Below are 20,418 nucleotides of genomic sequence, written 5' to 3' on the forward strand. Positions count from 1 at the left end.
AGCTGTCCGGATTGCTGTACAGCGCAGACACCTTCAGCTTCGACGAGGCATCCGGGCTGACGCAGGATCAGATTATCGCGGCCCTGCGCAGTGCCCAGCTCATCGAAATCGAAACGGCGCTCCGGCAACTCGACGAAGATACCCGGACTGTCGAGGGCCTCGCTGACCTGATCACGATCTACGGCCGTTCCCCCCTTCAGGGTGATCTTGCTCAGGCTCTGAAGGTCATGAAGCAGCGGCAGAAGGCCCTCGCCAACAAACAGCAGTCACCGGAGGCGCTACTCGCCGAGATCGAGTGGCTGGGCAGGGAGCTCGAACGCAAGACCAAGGAGGCCAACAAGCTGGCCGAGGCGGCATGGCGAACCACAGCATCCATTTCAGACCTGGAGCCCTACGGTTTCCGCTACTCAGGCCCGGGCGGCAATGTCGACGATCAGCTCGAGCGGTTGGCGAGAAAAGCCGCGACAACATCTGCCTCCGCGTCGGAAAGCGTTGCTGGAGAGCCGGAGTCGACGCCGAAGCACGCTCTGTCGGGCGGTTCCGGCGATATGCCCGTCGATAGCACGCCGTCGACATCCGAGATCGACGGTGTGGCGATCGATGTCATTCTGGAGTTGTCCGCTCGGTATCGCGCGCCGCGGGGTATCAGGATATTGAGTGAACGGGACCGGACGTCTGAACCATCCGGGTGGAGTGTTGCCGCCGGTGGTGTTCGGGATGGCTGGATAACGCTCAGCAGTGAGCTGTTCGTCGGGACCGGAGTGTCGCCGGATTCGGTGCGGGAGTCGGTGGTCGCGGAGTTCGGGGCCTGGCTTCTCGAATCGGACGGTGCCCCGGACGATTCGCTGGTTCTCGACATGCTGATCGATCTCTACCTCGCGGATGCAGATCCGGTCGAGACCCGATTTCGGGATTGGGTGGATGCTCTGCTGGGCGACCAGGCGCTCGGCAAGTCTGGCACGCTTTTTCCCAAGCGGGCGTTGTTCCTGGCGTTCAGGGGTGCGCACACTGCGGGTGCTGCCGCACACCCTGCGCTGAACGCCTTGTGCGATCTGCTGGTGGCGCCGGAGATGGTGGTGGTGCAGCCGGTGGCCGAGTTGTCGGGTTCGGGTTCGGTGCGTGACATGGCCGGTGCCCTCCTCGCGCCGGGGGAGCGGATTGATTTCGGACCGGAAGACAGGGACGGCGGGACGAGGTTCCTCGCCGGATTCTTGGTGCGTCCCGAATTCCGCACCGCCGCACCGGATATTTTCGCTATCACGCGCGCTGCTCTGGATGTCGGCAGTGATACCCGGTTGTTGATCGAGCGCACCGGCGAGGAAGTTTCGACGGTTCGGGTCGCCGACGATGCTGGTGCTGGCATTACGGTGAGGGCGTACGGTGAAGGTCCGGTGGAGGTCGTGCTGACAGCCGGACCTACCGATACGGCATGGGTACAGTTCGCACGGCGCGTCTTGGTGACGCTCGAGGAGCGGCATGGGATCGACCGAAACCATGGGGCGCGTTCGAGGGCGCGGCAGAAGATGGTGGACGGGTTCGGCGATGATGTCGAGGTTGTATTCACCTGGCGTTTCGGTGATTTGACACGCGGTTTCGATATTGATGTCTTTCGAGGTGGACGCCGGGAGCATGTCTCGCACGACATCGGCGGGTCCGCCGACGGCGGCGGCGCCCCGAATGGTGAAGACGGGCGCTCGCCCACACCGGATCCGTCCGTAGATGATGGCCGCACGGATCCCTCCCACAGGGTTTTCGATGCCGACGACCCGCTCACCGTCGAGGACACGATCGTGAGCATGCTGCTCGGGATTCGCGCTGGGGCGGGGGAGGGCCTCGACGGTTTGGTGGAGGTGTTGCAGGGTGCGGATGCGCTGGATTACGAGATGCTGTTGGGCCGGATCGCATCGCTCCGTCTTGCTGACGAGTGGGTGCGGGCGCGGTGGGCGGCGGGCCTGCGGCCGTCGGCAGTGGAGCTGTCGATGTTCCTCGGTGGGCAGGTGTCCGCTTATCTGACGATCCAGCTGGATCGGCTTGTCGCCGAGGGTGTGCTGATGTCGGACGCTGTTTCCGAGATCGTGGACGATCTCCTGGATTCGGTCGTCGAGCGTGCCGAACGCACGATGGGGGATCGGGTGGACCCGGTCGCTATCGCTGCGCACATGTCGGTGGTCGCCCGCAATGTCGTCAGCGAGTACCGCGACTTCGCGGCACTGCGGCGCCGGCTTGTGTCGGCCTACCGGAGCGAGAAGTGGGTGCGGGATAGCGATCCTGCGCTGGCGGTTTTGGCGGATGCTAGCCCGGCCCAGTTGCGGTGTGCCATCGGGGGATTCGACCGCATCACGAGTTCGGCGGTTGTCGCGGAATACGGGACGGGCGCGGCAGCCGAGGCGGCTCGCTTGGTGATCGAACGTTGGATCGGCGACTGGGGCGTAGAGCCTGAGACGCGCGGCGACGACGTATACGATCCTCGGGCAGATGCGCAAGCCAAGCGCCGGGCAGCGGTGCGGCGGATCGCTGCTCGGCTCACTCCCGGGCCGAGCGGCAACCCGAGAGCACGCGACGCCGCGATGTGGCGCGCGTTCGACCGTGATCCTGGATTGCTGCAGTCGGTGCCGCCACAACTGAACGCTGTGATGCAGTGGTTCCTCGAGCAGAGATTCGTGCAGCGGCACTCACTAGTGGCGATGGCATTGCAGCACGGTATGCCGATCGCCACTGTCGAGTCGCTCCAGCGGCAGCTGATCGAAACCCTCGAGCATCTGAATCCTGGCGTCTTCGTCGATGAGCCAGCCGCGCGCGCGGTGCGGCAGGACAGCCTGGCGGCGTCGACCAAAATTGGCTCTGCGCAAGAGTTTCTCCGCGAGATGAGGGACCGCGACGCACAGTGGTTCGACCGCTGGCTGATGGTGCTTCCGGAAAAGCAGCGCACGGCCGTCGAATTGGGTGTGCTGGCGGAGTCGCCGTTGTCCGATGCGGAGATTGCGGCCGAAACCCACTGCGAGCGCACGGATGCGAAGAATGCGCGCAGCCAGGGCACAACGCGGCTCGAGGAGTGGCTGCAGCAGCTGGAGTTCATCCGAACCGTGGATTTGCCGGTGGTGGGGGACGTTGCGGCCGAGCTGGCTGCTACTGGTGAGCTCACCTCGTTGCAGGCGGGGACGTTCACGGCGCTCTTCGTGCACGGGACGCCCGTCGATCAGCTCTCGGAGAGCTTTCGCAAAGATGCGGAGCGCACGTTCACCAGGGCGCTGCGCAAGGTGGCACGGCATTTCGCCGGGCAGCACACCGACGTGCACGCGGAAGGATCCACCGATGAGGCTTTCTCACCGGAGCAGTCTCCCTCACCTGAAACGGGATTCGCTGCGCCACAGCAGAATGCCGCTGGTCCACAGGGAAGAACGGATGAACGGGAGAGCGGAGAAGCGGGCTCTTCGGATCCGGCCGACGGCGAGAAGGGACAACAGGCGGGATTCGTGTCCGAGCCCGGCGGGCCCGAACACGGGGCACAAGTTGCCCGCATCGTCGAGCAATCGTTCGATTTCCGGATCGGTGAGGATGGCACCGTTGTAGTGACGGGGCCGGTGCGCGACGACCTGCCCCAGCGAGTGGCGGCGAAATTGGACGAGGATTCCGCGCTGAAGCTGGCCGTGTGGAACCGCCAGGGTGCGATGGTCTACCAGAATGTCGACGTTTCCGGCGAAATGGGCGAGCGTCGCCCGATGCGCGCGATGGTTGCGTACTCGTCATCCGGGGCTTCCGCCTTGGTGCGCGGTGCGGACCGGCGGTGGTACAACAGCGAAGGTCCCGCGACCGAGTCCGAAGTCGCGACGATGCTGGACGTTCAGACGGGTGGCGGCCCGGACCGGCTCGGTTCGGGAACACCGAGCGATAACGCGGATTCGGGCATCTCCACCGCTCAGTTGAGTGGCGAACCGGTGACCGACGGCCCGGATGCCCTGCCGATGGGGGATCAGCTGTCGGGCGCGGTCGCGGATATTCGGAATCGGCTCGAGGCGATGACGGCTGCCGCGGAACAAGCTCGTGAAGCATTGGCGCCGAATGGATTCGTGGTGCAACCCCGGTCGCTGAATGATCTCGACCATCTCGACCGGGAGATCGAGCGAGCCGCTAACTCGATGCCGGGTGACCGGATATTCGCTGCCGGCGCACTGCGGCTCGCGGCGGATGTGGGCCGTCGCGCTGCCAAACATGTTCAGGATGTGTGGATTCTGCCGGGATCCGCACCTCATCAGGTCTCGCTGCTGTTCGCGCAGACCGGTGAGGTGCCGTGGTATCGAGTGGATGTCTCGAGCGAGTTCGGAAATCAAACCTTTCAGGTCTCGTTCGGTGTCGGCTCGGGTGTCAAGGAACGCGCCGAGAATGTTCGGCAGCTCTTCGGCAAGATGACGGGTCTGGTCCCCGAGCGGGTGTCGGCGACGGAACGCCGACACCTTGTCGACGAAGCGAAATCGGTTATGCAGGAGCTGATTGCGAAGCGCAAAGCTATGGCGTTGCGGCTGGCGATCGCGGCGGACGGTGTGATATTCACGGTCGATGTGCTGGGTGCCGGGGCATTCAACAGGCCGGATGTCGCGGTTACGGCACGACCTGAAGCCGTCGAGTCGTCACCGGAACGTCCTGGGCATCGCAGACCGGTATCCGGTACTTCGCCGAAGGCCATGAACAGGGCGACCGCCAACGCAGCCGTCGAAGCCGCGAAGGAATTGCTCACCACCGCACGCGATGTCGGCGCTCCGCAGTTGAGCCGCATGTTGAAGGTACTTTCCGGGAGTCGGCTCGAGGTATTCGAGCGCTGGCTGTCCGGTGAGATGGACGTGGATGCACTGGAGGCGGTCAGCTACGGAAAGAATCGAGCCGGGCGCATGGCCATCCTGCAGACGGCCGATTACCTTTCGGGATTGAAAGAATACAAATCTTCTGATTCGGCAATCGCCGAACAGATTCGGCGCCGCCCCGACACATTGTTCATTCAGGCTTATACAGCGCTCGTTGCCCAGCACCCGCAGTGGAGGCGCGAAGGCGAGCGCGCCGATCGACGGATGGTCGCATGGCTGGCCGAGAACCATCCGAAGGCTATTGCGCAACCGACGCTTTCGGTGTTCGGTAGTGCCGTACCTGAGTGGGCGGCGAAACAGATCGCCGAGGCGCGAAGCAATACGGATGGTGTCACCGACCACGAGTTCAACGCCCTGCACTACCGACTCGCCAAGGAGCACCTGGAAGCAGTCGCGCTCACTGATGGACAGACCTCGGCATTCGCACTGAACGACGGCACCGCACCAGTGCCGCCGCCGAGCGCCTCGGTGGATGACCTCCCGGGCATCTGCGTACAGAACACGTGCTCGGTCATCAATGCCGTCCAGCCCGGCACCGTGGACGACTCACGGAGTTCGAATGCGGCATTGGCGGGCGAAACCGTCGCGCAGATCCTCGCTCGGCTGCGTGTCAACAATCCGCACGCCGAACTCGAACTGATCCGTCCCGAGCTGGGAAAGACCGCCCACGACAAGCTCGCCGAGTCTCTCGAAGACGGCGACGTGGCCTTCGTGGCCGATCGGCACCCCGGTATGCCCGGTGGCATGGAAGGCCACACCTACGCGGTCACGAAACTGCCCGGCGGCCTTGTCGTCGCCTGGGAGCGCATCAACGGTCGGTGGGTCGCCATCGAACATCATCGCGGCGAAGTGTTCGGCACCGGTGCCTATGGCGAACCGACCGCCACCTGGGCGACAGTCTTCCGCGACGGCCACGTGGTTCCCGGTGTCGGCGATCCCGGTGCCGAGCCACTGTCCGGCGACACGGTGTTCGCCGGCCAGGGCATCGGTCCGATTCCGGGCGGCGGCGATGTCGATCCGCTCGATGCTGGTGCACCGTACGAGGTGACCATCCGGGGCCAGCGGTGGTCCATCTGGGCGCGCGCGGCGGTCCTGGCCAACGTAACCGAGAGACTGCGTGCCGCCCCCGGGCTCGACGGCTCTGTCGACCAGGACCCGGCACAGTTGGGGCCGGAGCGCATGGCCGCGCTGGACCACGCCAAGCGTCGGCTCGAGAGTCTGGAACAGTTGGCCGTCGAGCTTCGTGACGCTGCGGCCGTGACCGCCCGGGCCGATGCCATTCTGAGTGGTCGGCCAGTGGAAATGCCGCCCGAATTCGATTGGGAGCAGCGGGCCGAGGTGCTGGCGGAGGCGGCTGCCTCGTACCCGCGTGTCGCGGAAGAACTTTCGCGTGTCTTGGCGGCTGCGACCTATGCTCGCAACCTGACGGAGGCGGTGTCCGCGCAGGGTGCCGGCACAGCGGCCGTCCACCGAATCCTGGACGAGATCTACGACAGCACAATCGGTTCGGGTGTCGGGGCTTGGGTGGTGGAAGCCCAGGGCCACCGGGGCGCTCGTGGCAACTGGCCGGAAAACATCAACCCGGCCTTCGCGCGGGCGATGGCGGCGGGCGTGCATGCCATCGAACTGGATATCCAGGTGACCCTGGACGGCCACCAGGTCATCTACCACGACGAGGTACTGCAGGCCGGCACCGTGCCCGACGAGTTCGTCGGTCGGCGGATCAGCACGATGACGCTGGAACAACTCCGCAGGATCAACGCCGCGATGGCGAATCCTGCGTATCCCGGACAGCGCCCGGTGGGGTGGGCGCCGATCCCGACGCTCGAGGAACTGCTGGATCTGGCCGAGCATCTCCACTGGAAGGGCACCTTCCTCATCGAGGTGAAGACCAACCCGAAGACCTTGTCGGCGTACGAAGCCGAGGATCGGCAGAAGAAGCCCTGGTCCGAAAAGAAGACGCGCTGGGTGCTCGACAAGATCATGGACGAGTTCTCGTACCGTGATCAGCGCTATCGGATCCTCGACTTCGACTGGCGCGGCGTAAAAATCGCCAGGGAGCTGGCCGCCGAACGCATCGCCGATGCGCCCGAAGTCAACGTGCCCGCAGAATTCGTCGCCCTCGTCGACGAAGACAGGTTCGACGACGCACCGGCGAACCTGCGCCGGTGGATGGACGCCCCGGACGCCGACGTCACCGACCTGCCCGCTGCCGCGAAAGCCGCTGGCGCGACTGTGATCTCGGCCAACGACAAGCAGGTCGACGCCGCGTTCATGGCGCAGGCCCGCGCGGCCGGCATCGGCGTCACGGTGTGGACCGTCAACGACGCCGACCGCATGCGCGAATTGATCGCCCTCGGCGTGGCCGGCATCGTCACCGATTGCCCGGACGTGCTGCGCGCCGTCCTCATCGAACTCGGCCTGGACGTACCCGAATCGGTCACCGGCACAAGCACCGCCGCCGACCGTGCTGCGGCAGCGGACGGTCTGCGCCGGGCCCGCGACACCCTGATCCAGGCGCCCCGCGCATCCGAAACCGCCGATGAGGGGCGGGCCAGCAAGCTTCAGCTCGAGCAGGTCCTCGACGATCTGCGCCAGATCGATCGACTCACTCGCATTACCAACGCGTCCGACACCCCGCAGGAGGTGCGGGCGGATGCACGGCGCAAGCTGGACCAGGCCCGGGAGAAGGTGGTCGAGGCTGCCGATCGTCTGGGAATGCAGGCACCGGAAGAGTTCTACTCGACTGACGACGGCCCGATAGCAAGCCCGCGCGCCCGGCAGATCCGCGAATTGCGTGCCCTGGACGAGCAGCTCGAGAATTTCGAGACTCGCCCGGTGCCCGGTCACTCCGCGCGGATCGTCGGTGTGGGTGACGGCCGCCGGCTCGTGGTGGTGGCGGACTCCGAGGTCGAACTGGCCCGCGCCGTGGCGGATGTGCTCACCAAGGTTCCGTCGAATAATGGATGCCCCGAGGGGTTTTCGGGTGCGGAGCTGGCGGCGCGAGTCGAGGCGCGCGGTCTGGTGCTGCAAGGCGGGAGGATCGAGGGCCGCCTGGGTGGCAGCGACGGCGAACTGATGCGGATACGGGCATTGGTGTCCACGTCCGGGGACGAGGTCCTGGTTCGGGTCGGCAGCGGCGACGACGAACAGTGGTATGGATACGACCGCGACGGCAACTGGCTGACTGCCTTCGATGAGGAGGTGGCCGGGCGGATCGCCGAGGAGGCCGCCGCCCACGTTCACCTGCCGGAACTGAATATGCCGCGAATGGAGTCGGGGCTGCCGGAACCCGAGTCCGGCGACACTGCGCGTTACGTGGCAGGACAGGCTGAGCAGTCACAATCGGATGCCGATGACGCCGAGCCGGGGACCGGCCGTGCGGCGAGTGCGCGGATCGCGCAGCGGGCGCAGGAGGTGCAGGAGAAGTTCGAGAGCGCCGAAGCGAATCGTCTCCAGTTGGAGAACGAAATAAGGGACGCCGCAGACCGTTTCGGTATTGTCGGGGACGTCGGGCCCGCCGGGATCGACGGCACGCTGGCGAACAACGTGCCGGGGGATGAGACCTCGCGTGGCGAGTACTTCGACCTATTGGAAACGGCCATCGCCTACAAGCAGGCGGTGTACGCAGCCGATCGGCTCCAGCGGCGGGCAGACCGCCTCCGTGATCTGGCGGACCGGGTGCGGGATCTCTCCTCGGTACCGGACGGGCTGGTGACCGAATACCTCGTCGCCGACCTCCACAACGAGAAGGCGACCGCGCAACTGCACAGGCATATCGCCCAACTCGAACTGTGGATTGCACCCGAGGACCTGGCGGCAGCACCGTTCATCGAGCGGGAGATAGCTACTCTCGTGGGGCGTCCGCTCCACGAGGACGAGTATGTGAACTTGAACCAACCGCTCATGCGAGCCCGGCACGCTGCGCGGAAACTCGCGGAATGCGAACAGGACGTAGCTGAGCACCGTTTCAAGACGCTTGCGGCTCTGAACGGGGTATCGCCCAGTGAACCGGCGGATGCGCGCGGGGTCGAGCGGTTCCACCACGACTGGAATGACGTGGACTGGGCGAAACGGTTGCGCGTCGTGCGCACCAGGCGTGCTCAGGCTGCGCATCTGCTGGCGGGATCGCTCGGGGTACCGGACGATGCGGTCGATGGCGCGCTGCTGGAGCGTGAGCTGGTGCTGATCGGCGTTCTCCGGCCCGAGAATGCGGGTGCGGACGACTCGGTCCTCAGAGATGTCATCGAACGGTTGCTGCGGTTCGACGAAATGATCGCTATCGCCGAGTCGATGCTGCCGGAGGGTGAGCAGGATTCCGGCCGGGCCATGGCCACCGCGCAGCGCGAGCTGTCGCAGCGTGATCTCGTCGCATGCGCTGTGACGTTCGGTGCTCTCCTGAAGGAGATCGGCATCGACGCGGCTGTCGTCGGCGGTGTGGCCGAGAACTTCTTCCGTCACCGCCCCCGTGAAACCGGCGCCGTCGACTTCCTCGTGCGGGAACTGCCCGACGATGTGCGGCAGACGTTGAGCGATGAGTACGGGCAGGCTTCCGGCACCGATGCCGCGGGGCAGACCGGCTTCGGCGGCCGTGACGTGCTGCGCTTGCGGGTCGGGGGTGTCCCGGTGAACCTGCTGGTGGCCACCGAACCGGTGGAATTGCTGGCCCTGGATGGGGCGGCGGTGGAAACCCCGCGGAACAACCAAGTGCGCAGTGGCTGGGCCACCGCCGAGGATCTGATCCTGCTGAAGCTGCGCAGCCGCCTGCCCGATGGGGTACGCGATTTCCTCGACATCGTGTCGATGGAGCGGTCAGGCCGAATATTCGATATCGCGCACCTCATGCTGAAGGTCACCGAATTGGGCCTGGGCGACAGCTTCGCCGACATCGCCTACGGCATGGATGTGGTGCTGCGGGCGCGGGCACTGGGCGAGAGCCGGGTGGCCGATGCCGCCGTGGACGAGGTTTTCGCGCGGTTCGAGCAGGCGATCGGCAGCCCCGGCAGCCGCGATCGCCAGGAATGGCTCGACGAACTCGAAGCCGAGTTCCGCGTTCCCGAGCCCGGTGGATCCGGATTCCGCACCATCGAGCCCGGCGAATGGTTGCGCGATGTGGTGGCGACGTTCGTGATCGACGCCAATGCGCGGGCCGTCGGGTTCGCGCGCTGGCTCGACGAGGTGTTCCGGGACCAGCTGACCGGCGAGGCCGAGCTGCCCAGCGGACTGGCCACCGTGACCGCACCGGAATGGTCCGCCGCCATGAACGCGCTCGACCCGCACGCTCATCGCCTCATGGAAACGCTGTTCCATCTGTATGCCGAGGGCACGCGACCCGACGACAGGGCGAGAGCCGAATTGTCACCCGTGGTCCGCCGGATGCGGGCACTGCTGGCCTCGATCGGTTCGGTGCCATCGCTATCGCACGCCGAGATCGATCGTGACGTCACGGAACTTCTCCCGGCCTACTCCACGGCCAGCAGCATCATCGACGAGACGTCCGCGCACGCCGAACCCCTCGAACTGGACGACCTCCTGTCGGCCGTCGAATCTCCCCACCCGGAAACCGATTCCGGCCGTCCGGAACTGGATGCGGTGCGGGAGCGCCTGCAGGCTGCTCTCGCCGTTGCGCGCGACACCATCCGGCAGTTGGGTGGCGACCCCGACACGGACGAGGCCGACGGCGATGACAGCCCGGCATTCATCGAGGCGGCCGAACTCGTGCGGGAGTTGCACGATCTGGTCATCTCCTTCGAGTCGGCGTCCGGCCCGGATGCCGAGGCGCGGCAGATGGCGTTGCGGCGGCAGATCGGCGTGCTGATCACAATGGCAGCCCAAGCCAGCGTGAGACGCGCCGAACTGCCGCACGAGAAGGTCGTCGAACTCGGTCGTGCCGTGGCGTCGATGGCACCGGATTCCGGTGAGATACCGCGGAATTGGTACGACCGCTCGGAGCAGGGCGGGACACCCGTGATGCAGCGGGTGATCGCGGCGCAGGCGCTGCGCCGGGCACGGGCGCGTGCGCGGCATCTGGCGAACCGCCTCGCCGGATTGGAGGTGCTGTCGGGGCCGGATATCGTTGCGCTGACGGCTCGGGTGGGACTCGAGCGTGGCCAGCAGGTGATTGTTGCTGGTACCGATGGTGACACCGAGGCCGATCTGGCGCGGGTGGTGATATCGGCGGCGAAGGCGAATCCCGATGCCGTCACAGACGGGATGCCGGTCGAATTCCGCTGGGTCACTGCCACCACCTCGGCGGGCCGCACCGTTCGCGGCGAACTGCGCGTGACTGATGGCGAAGTTGCCGTCAAGATTTACGGCAGTGTCATCGTCGAGCGTGCAACGGGCGTCAAGGCGGATCGGCTCTACGACGACAGCGGCGCGCAGTATCCGGTGCCTACCTGGCTGTCGCGGGGCAGCATGGCCGACCGGCTGGCGGTTGCCAAGAACGTGGTGGCAGGGTTGGCGCTGCGTGCGGACCAGCAGGCCGATGCGCGAGACCGGCTGCTGCATGCGTTGACGCTGGCCGACCCGGATGACGAGTCACAGCAGGTGCGGGTGACGGTGAACCACGCCGAGGGCGTGACCCGCATCGCGGTCGACGGGCTCGAGGAGCCGCGCTACTGGGACTACCCCGTGGATTGTCCGGGGCCGTCGCCGCTGCCGCCGCACGTTGCGCCGCCCGAGCTGTCGCCTGATTCGGCGAGCAGCGATACCGAGCTCCCGGCAATGATCCAGTCCTGGTTCCCATTCGGACACAGGGAGTCGGGGCCGTGGTATACGATGCCCCCTGCCCCGGGAGAATTCGGCGAAAATGCCGGGTCGGGGAATTCGGATCTGCGTGATGTCTTGCGGCGGGCACAGTTCGAACAGCGGTGGGCGGAATCGGATGAGGATGTCGAGATCGCCGAGGCACGAGTCGCCACCCGGGCGGGTGCCGAAGCCTGGGGATCCGCACCTCAGTCGCAGCGTGAGAAGGCGATGTCGGATCCGGATACCGGTACCGCGTGGGGTGTCCCGTGGGCGGACCGTCACGCGATCAATTGGGCGTGGTGGGGTAAGGCGTTCGGCAGCGTACCGCTCGAGGCTGGGAAGCTGCCGCAGGTACTGTCGCCGACGCTGATGCGGAAGCTGAGCCAGATCTTCGGCACCATGCCCATGTTGTCAAAGGATATGGCGGAGACGCTGGGCATCCCTGCTCATCCGCAGCTGCACCTATTGTCGATGGATCCGGTCAGTGGACGGGCCGTGTTCGCGCTCGGTGATGTGTCGGCCGATCGAATCGTCACACTCGTCGGTGACGGCCCGCTCGAGGACGATGTGGACCTGGTGGGTAATGCCCTCGACATGTACCAGCAAGTCGCCCTGGCCGATCCGGATCATTCGGTGGCAGTGGTCGTCGCGATCGGCTACGGGCAGCTGCGGCCGGACGGGTCGGCGCTGAATGGCTTGCTGGCGTCGATCGCCTCGGAAGCGCAGTACCGGACGGGGCGGGCTCCGCAGCTGCATCTCGTCGGCGAGGGCAAGGGCAGCGGGACCGTGGCCGTGGCGGCAGTTCGCGACGACCTACCGACGGAGGTCAGCACGCTCACGTTCGTCGATTCGCATGAGGCGCGGATCGATCCGTGGCAGGACATCGTGGGCGGCGCGTCGGAGTACCGGGTCGGCAAGGTCATGGTGATCACCAGTTCGCGGGCGGCCGAGACGTTCATCCCGGACCAGCCGCCGTTCACCATCGGCGCAGCCCGCATCATGCGTGACGAGATCGGCGTGGAAATCGTCGGCGAGAACTTGGGTGCACAAGCAGCCCCGGGCGCTTCGGCACCTGAGCCGGAAACCACTGATGATGCGCAATCCTCCACTGCGGACAGCGCTGCCGAAGGCATCCCCTCCTTCGGTCTTGGTGACAGTGAGTTCGACCTGCTGCTGCAGGATATTGCGAAGGCTCGGCAGCGCGACACGATCCGCAGCAATCAGGAACCGGACCAGTTCGGCGTTGCCGTGCTGTGGGAGCAGCTGACCGGAATCGATATCACCCAGGCGCACAGCGGTGCCCACAGCTGGGAAAAGCGGTTGCTGCGTGAGATCACCGACGATGACCGCGCCCGGGCGGACGCGGTTGCCGAGCGCTTTCTCGATGAGGTGCAACCGGGGTGGCGCAACGAGTACGGTCCGTCCGTGGCGCAGGCCCGCAGCGCGGGTGCCTTCTTGCCACAGGGTAAGGACATTCGGGCCTACGCCGCCGCATGGCACAAGCTGGAATGGCGGGACAAATGGCGGTGGACGTGGGGCCGGCCGGAGGACATCGCCCACCTGCCGGGTACCACGAGTCAGTGGCGTGATCTGGCGCACCGGTACCTGTTGCTCCGCGGCATCCGCTATGTCGAGGGTGTCATCGACCAGATCGAGGCGCTCGGTGACACAGGCCTTGTCGCGGAGCGGGGCTTCTTCGAGCGTGTTGTGGAGGGCCGTCTCGGGGATGCCCTCCGGGAGTCGTTGTGGCAGTCGAGGGCGGTGCTGCGGGCATGGGGTGATCTGAAGCAGTGGGGTCGCGAAGCAGGTGTGCCGGTGTACTTGAGGCACTTTTCTGCGGACGGATTCGTCGAGTTCGAGATCGGCCAGCGGGCGGACGCTGAGGCTGTCGACACGTACGTGGTCGAAGGAGGCCTGCGGGACACGTCGTCCGCTCTGGCTGCCGTCGCCGCCGAACATATGGACCGAACTGGGCCGGGCTCACCGCGGCGGTTGTCGATCCTGCGCCTAGGTGCCAAGGTGCTGGATGCTGGGGCGGATACCGGGCAGGCTGCCTACTACGGCTATGACGATATGGTCACGACCCGGCAATTCCAGACCGGGCTTGCGGGTGCGGCGGAAGCTGGGATCGCCGAGTTCGAGTTCGATGTTTTCCATTGGGACCGTGCGGAATTCGCTCGACGGATCAACGCCACGCGGTACTTGCCGGCGATCTACGACTATGAGCCACCTGGGGTGACCGAGGAGCAGAAGGCGTGGCTGGACACGGTGATGTGGGCACCCCAGCGGTGCGCCCTGGTCGTGTGGGGTGCGGCGTCGGTCCTGGCCGACGATGTGGCGGCACCTGAGCCGAAGGACTTCACGGAACTGCTCGCCGGCACCGAACTGTCCAAGGCACTGCGCACCGAGTGGGTGGGCATCGACTCGGGCGCCGACCTGCGTGCCTGGTTGAGTACACAACCTGCGGGCACCTTCGTCGTTGCGGCGGTGGACGGGCACGCGGTGCTGTTGCGCCATGTCGGTGCGGGCGTCATCAAGATTCTCGACCCGCGCGACGTAGACCCCTCGGACGTCGATATGGTCGCCGGCGATGCGGGGCCTGCCGTATCGGGCGCTCCCGCATCGGCATACGAGTGGCTGCTCGAGCACTACAGTCGCGACCTGCGCGAGGACGAACTCACAGACGAACCCGTCGACGTGCTCGCCTTCCGCGGCCGCACCCGCATCGTGCCCGCCGGCACCAAGGCTGGTAGCGAGGTTGATATCGAGATTCCAGGTCGCGGCAGGTGCAGGGTCTCCGATGGCCCGCATTTCCTGGCCGGTCCGGTAGCGGGCATGGAAGCCGGGCGGTTGAAGCGCATCGCGGAGCTGAAGGAGCAGACCCGCGTCAATCACGGGTTCTACGGCGATAAACCCGCGGAGTGGAGCGCTCCCGCGGGCTCACATCTGGAAGAGCTGGCGCGGTTGGCGAGAGGCTCCGCGAAAGGTGGCGCAGCGCTCACGGGGCCGTCGCCGAATCGCGGTGGTTTCGGTGCGGGTCTTCGCCGTGCGGAAGAGCCGCTCGGGGGTAAAGGGGTTCTGCACGAGATGTTGGGGGGAGGCCCGCGGAATGCGCCGCCGTTTGGACTGGGGATGCGGGGAGGCCCCCATCCGCGTTCATCCCGGCGAGGTGGAAATGACGGTGCACCGTACGAACTTGCCGATGGCTCCGGCCCGTTCGAGAAAGTAGGAACTGAGGAGCCGGGGCCGTCGGTTGACGTCACCGACGCCTGTCCGCACGGATATCCCGTGACGGCCGACGACGCAGCGCCCCTGTCGAACGTACGTTTCGTCCAGATCAATCGTTATGGCGGGACGCATCGTTCGTACATCGTGACGGAGCAGGCACGGCGATGGATTATCAAGTCCAGCGACTGCCCGGTGTGTGGCGACTCCGCCGCCGAGGGCGCGGCGTCGGTCCTGAATGACGCGATGGGCTTGAAATTGGTATCGACAACCCTCGAGGTTTCCGATCCGCCGCCCTACGTAACGACGAAGCCGGCGGTCGATCCCGGTTCGCAAGCAGAGTCGTTCGACTCCGACGGAGGCTCACGCGTCGCTTCCCTGGCCGGCCGGATAACGCAACTCGACTCCGTGACTGCTCAAATATGGCAGGGCCAAACCGGACTGAAGTGGGACCAGTATCCGGTTCGGGTTCAACAGGAAATGGCTGTCCTCGACTATGTGCTCGGAAGTTGGGACCGTCACGGGGGGAACTGGCTCACCAAGTGGCGCAACGGTGAGGTCGTCGGTATCTACGCCATCGACAACACGCTGGCGTTCCCGGAACATTGTCTCGGCATCTGGTCTCCCTTCACGCTCGCCTACCACGACAAGGCACTTGATCCCGACCTCGTCAGACATCTCGAGTCGTTGGACTTGAAGGCTGTCGAGGCCCAGCTCCGTCAGAAGACCAGATTGAACGAGCACCAGATAGCCGGCGCCATGGCACGTTTGAAGGAGGTGCGCGATCACGGGCGCATCAAAGGTGATGCGGTAGACCACGTCATCATGCCGCAGCTGGCGATACTGCGCGCCCTGTACCGAGGTCTCGATGAATGCGAGCCGCAGGACCGGGAGGAGAAGGCCAAGGCCATCCGTAAACGCCTCCTCAGTGCACGTGTTGATGCCTGGGACGGACGGGAATCCGACGAAGAGCGTGCAATTCTGACTGAATGCACCGACAGCCGGTGGCTCGAAGCTGTTTGCGTGCTGGGTCCGGCGATGCGGCAGTTCATGGCGGCGGGAGTTGTGCAGGGATGGACGGCCCAGCAGCTGGGCACGTCCGACGATCAATTCGAGGCCTGGCGCGACGATCTCCGGCGGAAACTGGTTGCCGTCATCAGATACCTCAACGGCGTCGACGCGGACGATCCCGCATGGCGAATGTCGCTGGTTGCGCAGGCGCGGGCGCGGACACCCGAGCCGGACAATCTGGCAGAGGACGAGGTAGACACTTCGCCGTGGTGCGGGGATGTGCCACCAGCCGTACCCAAGTGGGGTGCGGAGCGTTCGGTGTGGGATCCCGGCCCTTCGGAGCCGGTGGTCTGTGACTCGATCGATGCGGCAATCGCAGCGCTGACGGGCAACCCTGGAGCGCGGGTCGAGGTGACAGCCACCGGAGAAGCCGGGTCGGCCGCGGGTACCGGCGCGGCACAGCCGATCCGCATCGAGTTCCACAACGCGGGCGACCCGAGCGCCGATCGGATCGCGGTCCTGGATCCACGAAGCCTCGACGACATCGATGTCGGGAGGCTGATCGCCGGTGCATCGGCAGGGATGCTGAAGTTCTTCGAGGGAACGATGCCGGGTGATGGATTGTCTCCCGAGCAACGACGGGAGCTCACGCGTGCTCTCGCTGATTCCGAGCGGCAGGTGTCGTCGAGCACGTCGGCGAGCATTCTCGACGAGCTACTGCGCTTGTCGAATGTGCCGAACAGCGTTATTGGCAGGGCCAGTGCTCTGATGACGGAGCTGCTGAATCATGGTCTGGCCGACATATATTCGGGTCGCCTGGCGACGGCGGTCGTCGGTGATCCGGGTTCGCAGCGGTTGGTTGTCGGGTTGACGATCACGGGATTGGATCGGTATCTCAGGGCCGAGCTGGTCAGGACGTTGCGGGGAGGGGCCGACAGCTCGGGGTGGTATCCGGCCGTTGCCACGGAGCAGGCCACGGTGGTGTGGTTCGAGCTGCACGGGGTGCCTGAGACTGCACCTGCTGAACTCGAGGGTGACGTGGTCGGCCGACTCGGGCCGGTCGAAAACGTCGCCCTTCCGCGCGACAAGCGAATTACCGCACTGACAGAGTCGGAGGACTCCGCTGAAAACGGCACGGCGTCAACCAGGGGCCACGCCGCTGGGCGCGAGGTGCACCTGACGGTGGACTTCGCCGAGGGGAAGGCCGAGGTCGACGAGTCCGATTCCGGTACGGATCGGTCCTCCGGTCGAGATATCCGGCCCGCTGTCGGCCCGGTACCGGATGGGGACAGTGGCGCACGGCAGCCGCTCAACCATTCGGGCGAATGGCCGGATAACTTCCCGAATTCTGAGGGCGGAAATTTGTCCGGCGATGGGCGGCGCAGGGTCTGGAATCCCGATGCGAACACCGTCGTCGAGCTCATGGGGCAGCCGGGGGCGCGCATCATCGGCGTCGACGAGGCGGGCCTGGGTTGGTTGTGGCTGGACACCGGCGCGGAGCCGAACGGCCGGCAGCTGTCACTGAGGTGGTCGACACGTGGTGAACCCGACTCCGAAGAGCGCGCGTTCGCCACGGACCTCGTTTCCGCGCTCGGCCTGCGCGCCGGGCAGCGCGACGACGCGGTCCACCGCCTGCTGCACGCGCTGACTCTTCCCGCGCGCGATGCGCGGATGTCGGTGAAGGTAGAGCGGTTCGACGAGACCGATCAGCACACCGGTGAGGTCCTCGACACCGTGGTTCGGTTCCGAGTCGAGGGTCTGCCCGAGCCTTGGGAATGGAAATACCGCGCACAATCCACGGGGTCGGCGCCCGCCGTCGAGCTGTCGGCGGAATCGAGGACGGAGGAGCCACCGCCGACGCCGAACTCGAGGGCCGGCAGCCGGCATCCCGGTCAGCGAACGTGGTTCGCACATATCGGCGGGCCGAACTCGGGTGATGGCCGCTCCGATGGGACGGAGTCGGCGCGCGATATGGCCGACCGCAACGTGGCTGGAGCCGCTGCTGTGGTTGAGGACGCGGCTGTCATCGTTCACGAGGTGCCCGTCGACGATCTGGATTCCGTTCGCGTGGTCGCTGAGCACATCGCACAGGTGCGGGAGTTCGCGGGATCTGCCAAGTCGGTCAGGTTGCTGCTGATCTGCGCGGTAAAGACAATCGGTGGCGGCTCGGTGACCATCAGCGTCGCGCATGACGTGAATGGCTCCAGGCTGAGAGTCGTGTTGCGGGACCATGCCGGCGCGATGAAGGTGGGACTCGGCCTGCTTCGCGAGAAGGGGAGTTACGAAACCAAGATCGCGGTCGACATTCATGGTGGTGCCGGTGGCGCGGAACGGAGCGAGTTCGCGCGCACTGTACTGACATCACTGGCGGATGGTCGGCTGAGGCCCGATGACATCCCCCGAACACGATCCGAAATCGAACGCCGCCTCGGCGATGGAACCGATCCTGACCGGTCGGTGACTTTGTCGGTGTGGAAGGCTTCGGAGGGGTCGGTGCTCGGAGTCCGTGGGGCAGGCGGTCCGTGGACGGAATTCGGCCTCAGAAGAGTGTCTGGTGCTGCACGTACTGCCTGGACACCAGCCAGCTTGTCCCCGGACGACTATGGTCCGGAATTCGCTGATCGGGTTCGTCGCGAGCTGGGAATCGATGCGATCCTGGTTGGGGGCGTCGCCGCCAATGTCTATCGGGACCAGCGACGCAATACTCAGGACGCCGATATCCTTGTGCGTGACTTGACCGGCGTGGCCAACTATTTCCTGGCGCTGGGTTACGACGTCAAGCCGAAGGCAGACGAGGACGGCGTGATCTTCGCTGTCGAGGTGCGAGGGCCGCGCGCACGAGTCGATCTGCTGCTGGCCGAGTCTCCGGTGGCGTTCGAAGCCCTCCGCCGCGGGGCGGCCGATGGGCGGCTGACGGTCGAGGACGCGATCGTGGGGAAACTCAGGGCGTTCCGAAGTCAAGATCGCGATGATGTGGCGGCGATCCTGCGGAATTATTATGACGGCGACACCGGACACCTCGATTTCGATACCGCATATCTTGGACGCTGGATCCGCGAGTTCGGTCTCGGTGCGGAGTGGACCGAAATGTGCCTCGCTGCCGGAATCGAGGGCGAGTCGATCTCCGCGGCAGTGGTATTCGAGGCAGTTGCTGACGGGCCATCCGAGCCAACCCGGCGAAACGACGACGACCCTGAAGGGCAGACCGGCTCGATGTCCGAGGCGGGGCTGGTCTCGGACGCCACCGTGGATTTCCTCGCCGCTGTGAGCGGGCCAGGGCCAGCTGTGCCGACCATCGGTCGGTCGCGCTCCCCCCTGGCGGATCTGGACCGTCCACTGTCGGCGTACGCGGACCTGGGGCAGCACGGACCGAATACCGGTTGGGACCGCGAGGACGCCGAGATTCTGGCGGTGCGTGATCGCTTGGAGGAGGCGATATCTCGCGCGAGTGCCGAGGTGGAGCATCTGCGCGGTAGGCATGCGGTGCTTGCTCACCGTTTCCCTGGATCCGAGTTCGTCGAGGCGTCCGCGCTGATCGATGAGCTGGGCGCGTTGGTCACCAAACTCGAGACGGTATCCGGGGAGGACATCGAGTCGCGACGTGTCGGACTGCTGGTGCAGATCGATGAGCTGGTCCAGATGGCATTGAATTTCGGTTCCGATCCGGCGGTCCTTGCCGCTGCGGTACGGGGGATGGACTCGCCGCCTTCCCCGCGAACCTCCGATGTGGCGGTTTCGTTGATCGAGCAGGTAATCGACCTGCGTGCCGAGCAACGTCGAGCAACAGCCCAAGTCGGCCTGCTCGCCGATCGGCGAGCCGGGCTGGTGGCGTTGTCGAATACCGGAGCGAGCTTCGTTACCGGGCGGGTGGCGGTCGCGCCGGGCGGGGCGATTGTGGTTGGTACGCCCGCCGATTCGGAAGCCGACCTGATTCGGGTGCTGGCTACGGCGGTGGATTCGAGCCCCGAGTTGCGGTTCCGGGCCAATGACCGGCTGCCGGTGAATGCTCTTCGGACGTCGGCAGATTCGCTTGAGCAGTCAAGCGTCGAGTTCGGTGACTTGTATGTCATCGACGGCCACGTGGTGCTGCACCGATCAGATGACCGATGGTACGACCGGGACGGCAGTCCGGTGACCGAGGAGTGGATCGCTGAGGCGCGCGAACGCGATCGGCAGTCGGAGGTTGTTGCCGCACACCGCATTCTGCTGCTGTGCCAGGAGTGGGATCCGAACAAAGGCGGGGTGAGCAGCGTCAATCAGAGCCTTGCTCTCGGCTTGGCCGAGGCTGGGCACGATGTGTATGTCATGGTCGGGCATTCGGTGGACGGCATCGAAACACTACCGAACGTGAAGCTCATCGGCCCACCGCATTACGACCCCGAAGTCGATGAGCAGGATCAGCTGGGTTTCTACACACCGGACTGGCCCGACGAGGTGGATATCGTCGTGGGTCACGATCGGTTCACTGGTCCGATCGCGACGCAGTTGCGCAACCTTATCTATCCGGCGGCGAAGCTGGTGTGGTTCAACCACATGGTGCCCGACGTTGATGCCGTGGTGCTCGGCAATGGTGAGG

Annotated in this window: 1 protein-coding gene (cut by both window edges); it reads left to right on the top strand. The window is 65.7% G+C overall.

This entire window lies inside a single protein-coding gene on the top strand: locus AB0M45_RS21745, encoding a glycerophosphodiester phosphodiesterase family protein. The 93,477-nt coding sequence extends 14,398 nt beyond the window's left edge and 58,661 nt beyond its right edge, so the window shows coding positions 14,399–34,816, spanning codon 4,800 (partial) through codon 11,606 (partial); the first complete codon in view begins at position 3. Both codon boundaries (start and stop) fall beyond the window edges.

Source organism: Nocardia sp. NPDC051787, assembly GCF_040681325.1.
GTDB lineage: Bacteria > Actinomycetota > Actinomycetes > Mycobacteriales > Mycobacteriaceae > Nocardia.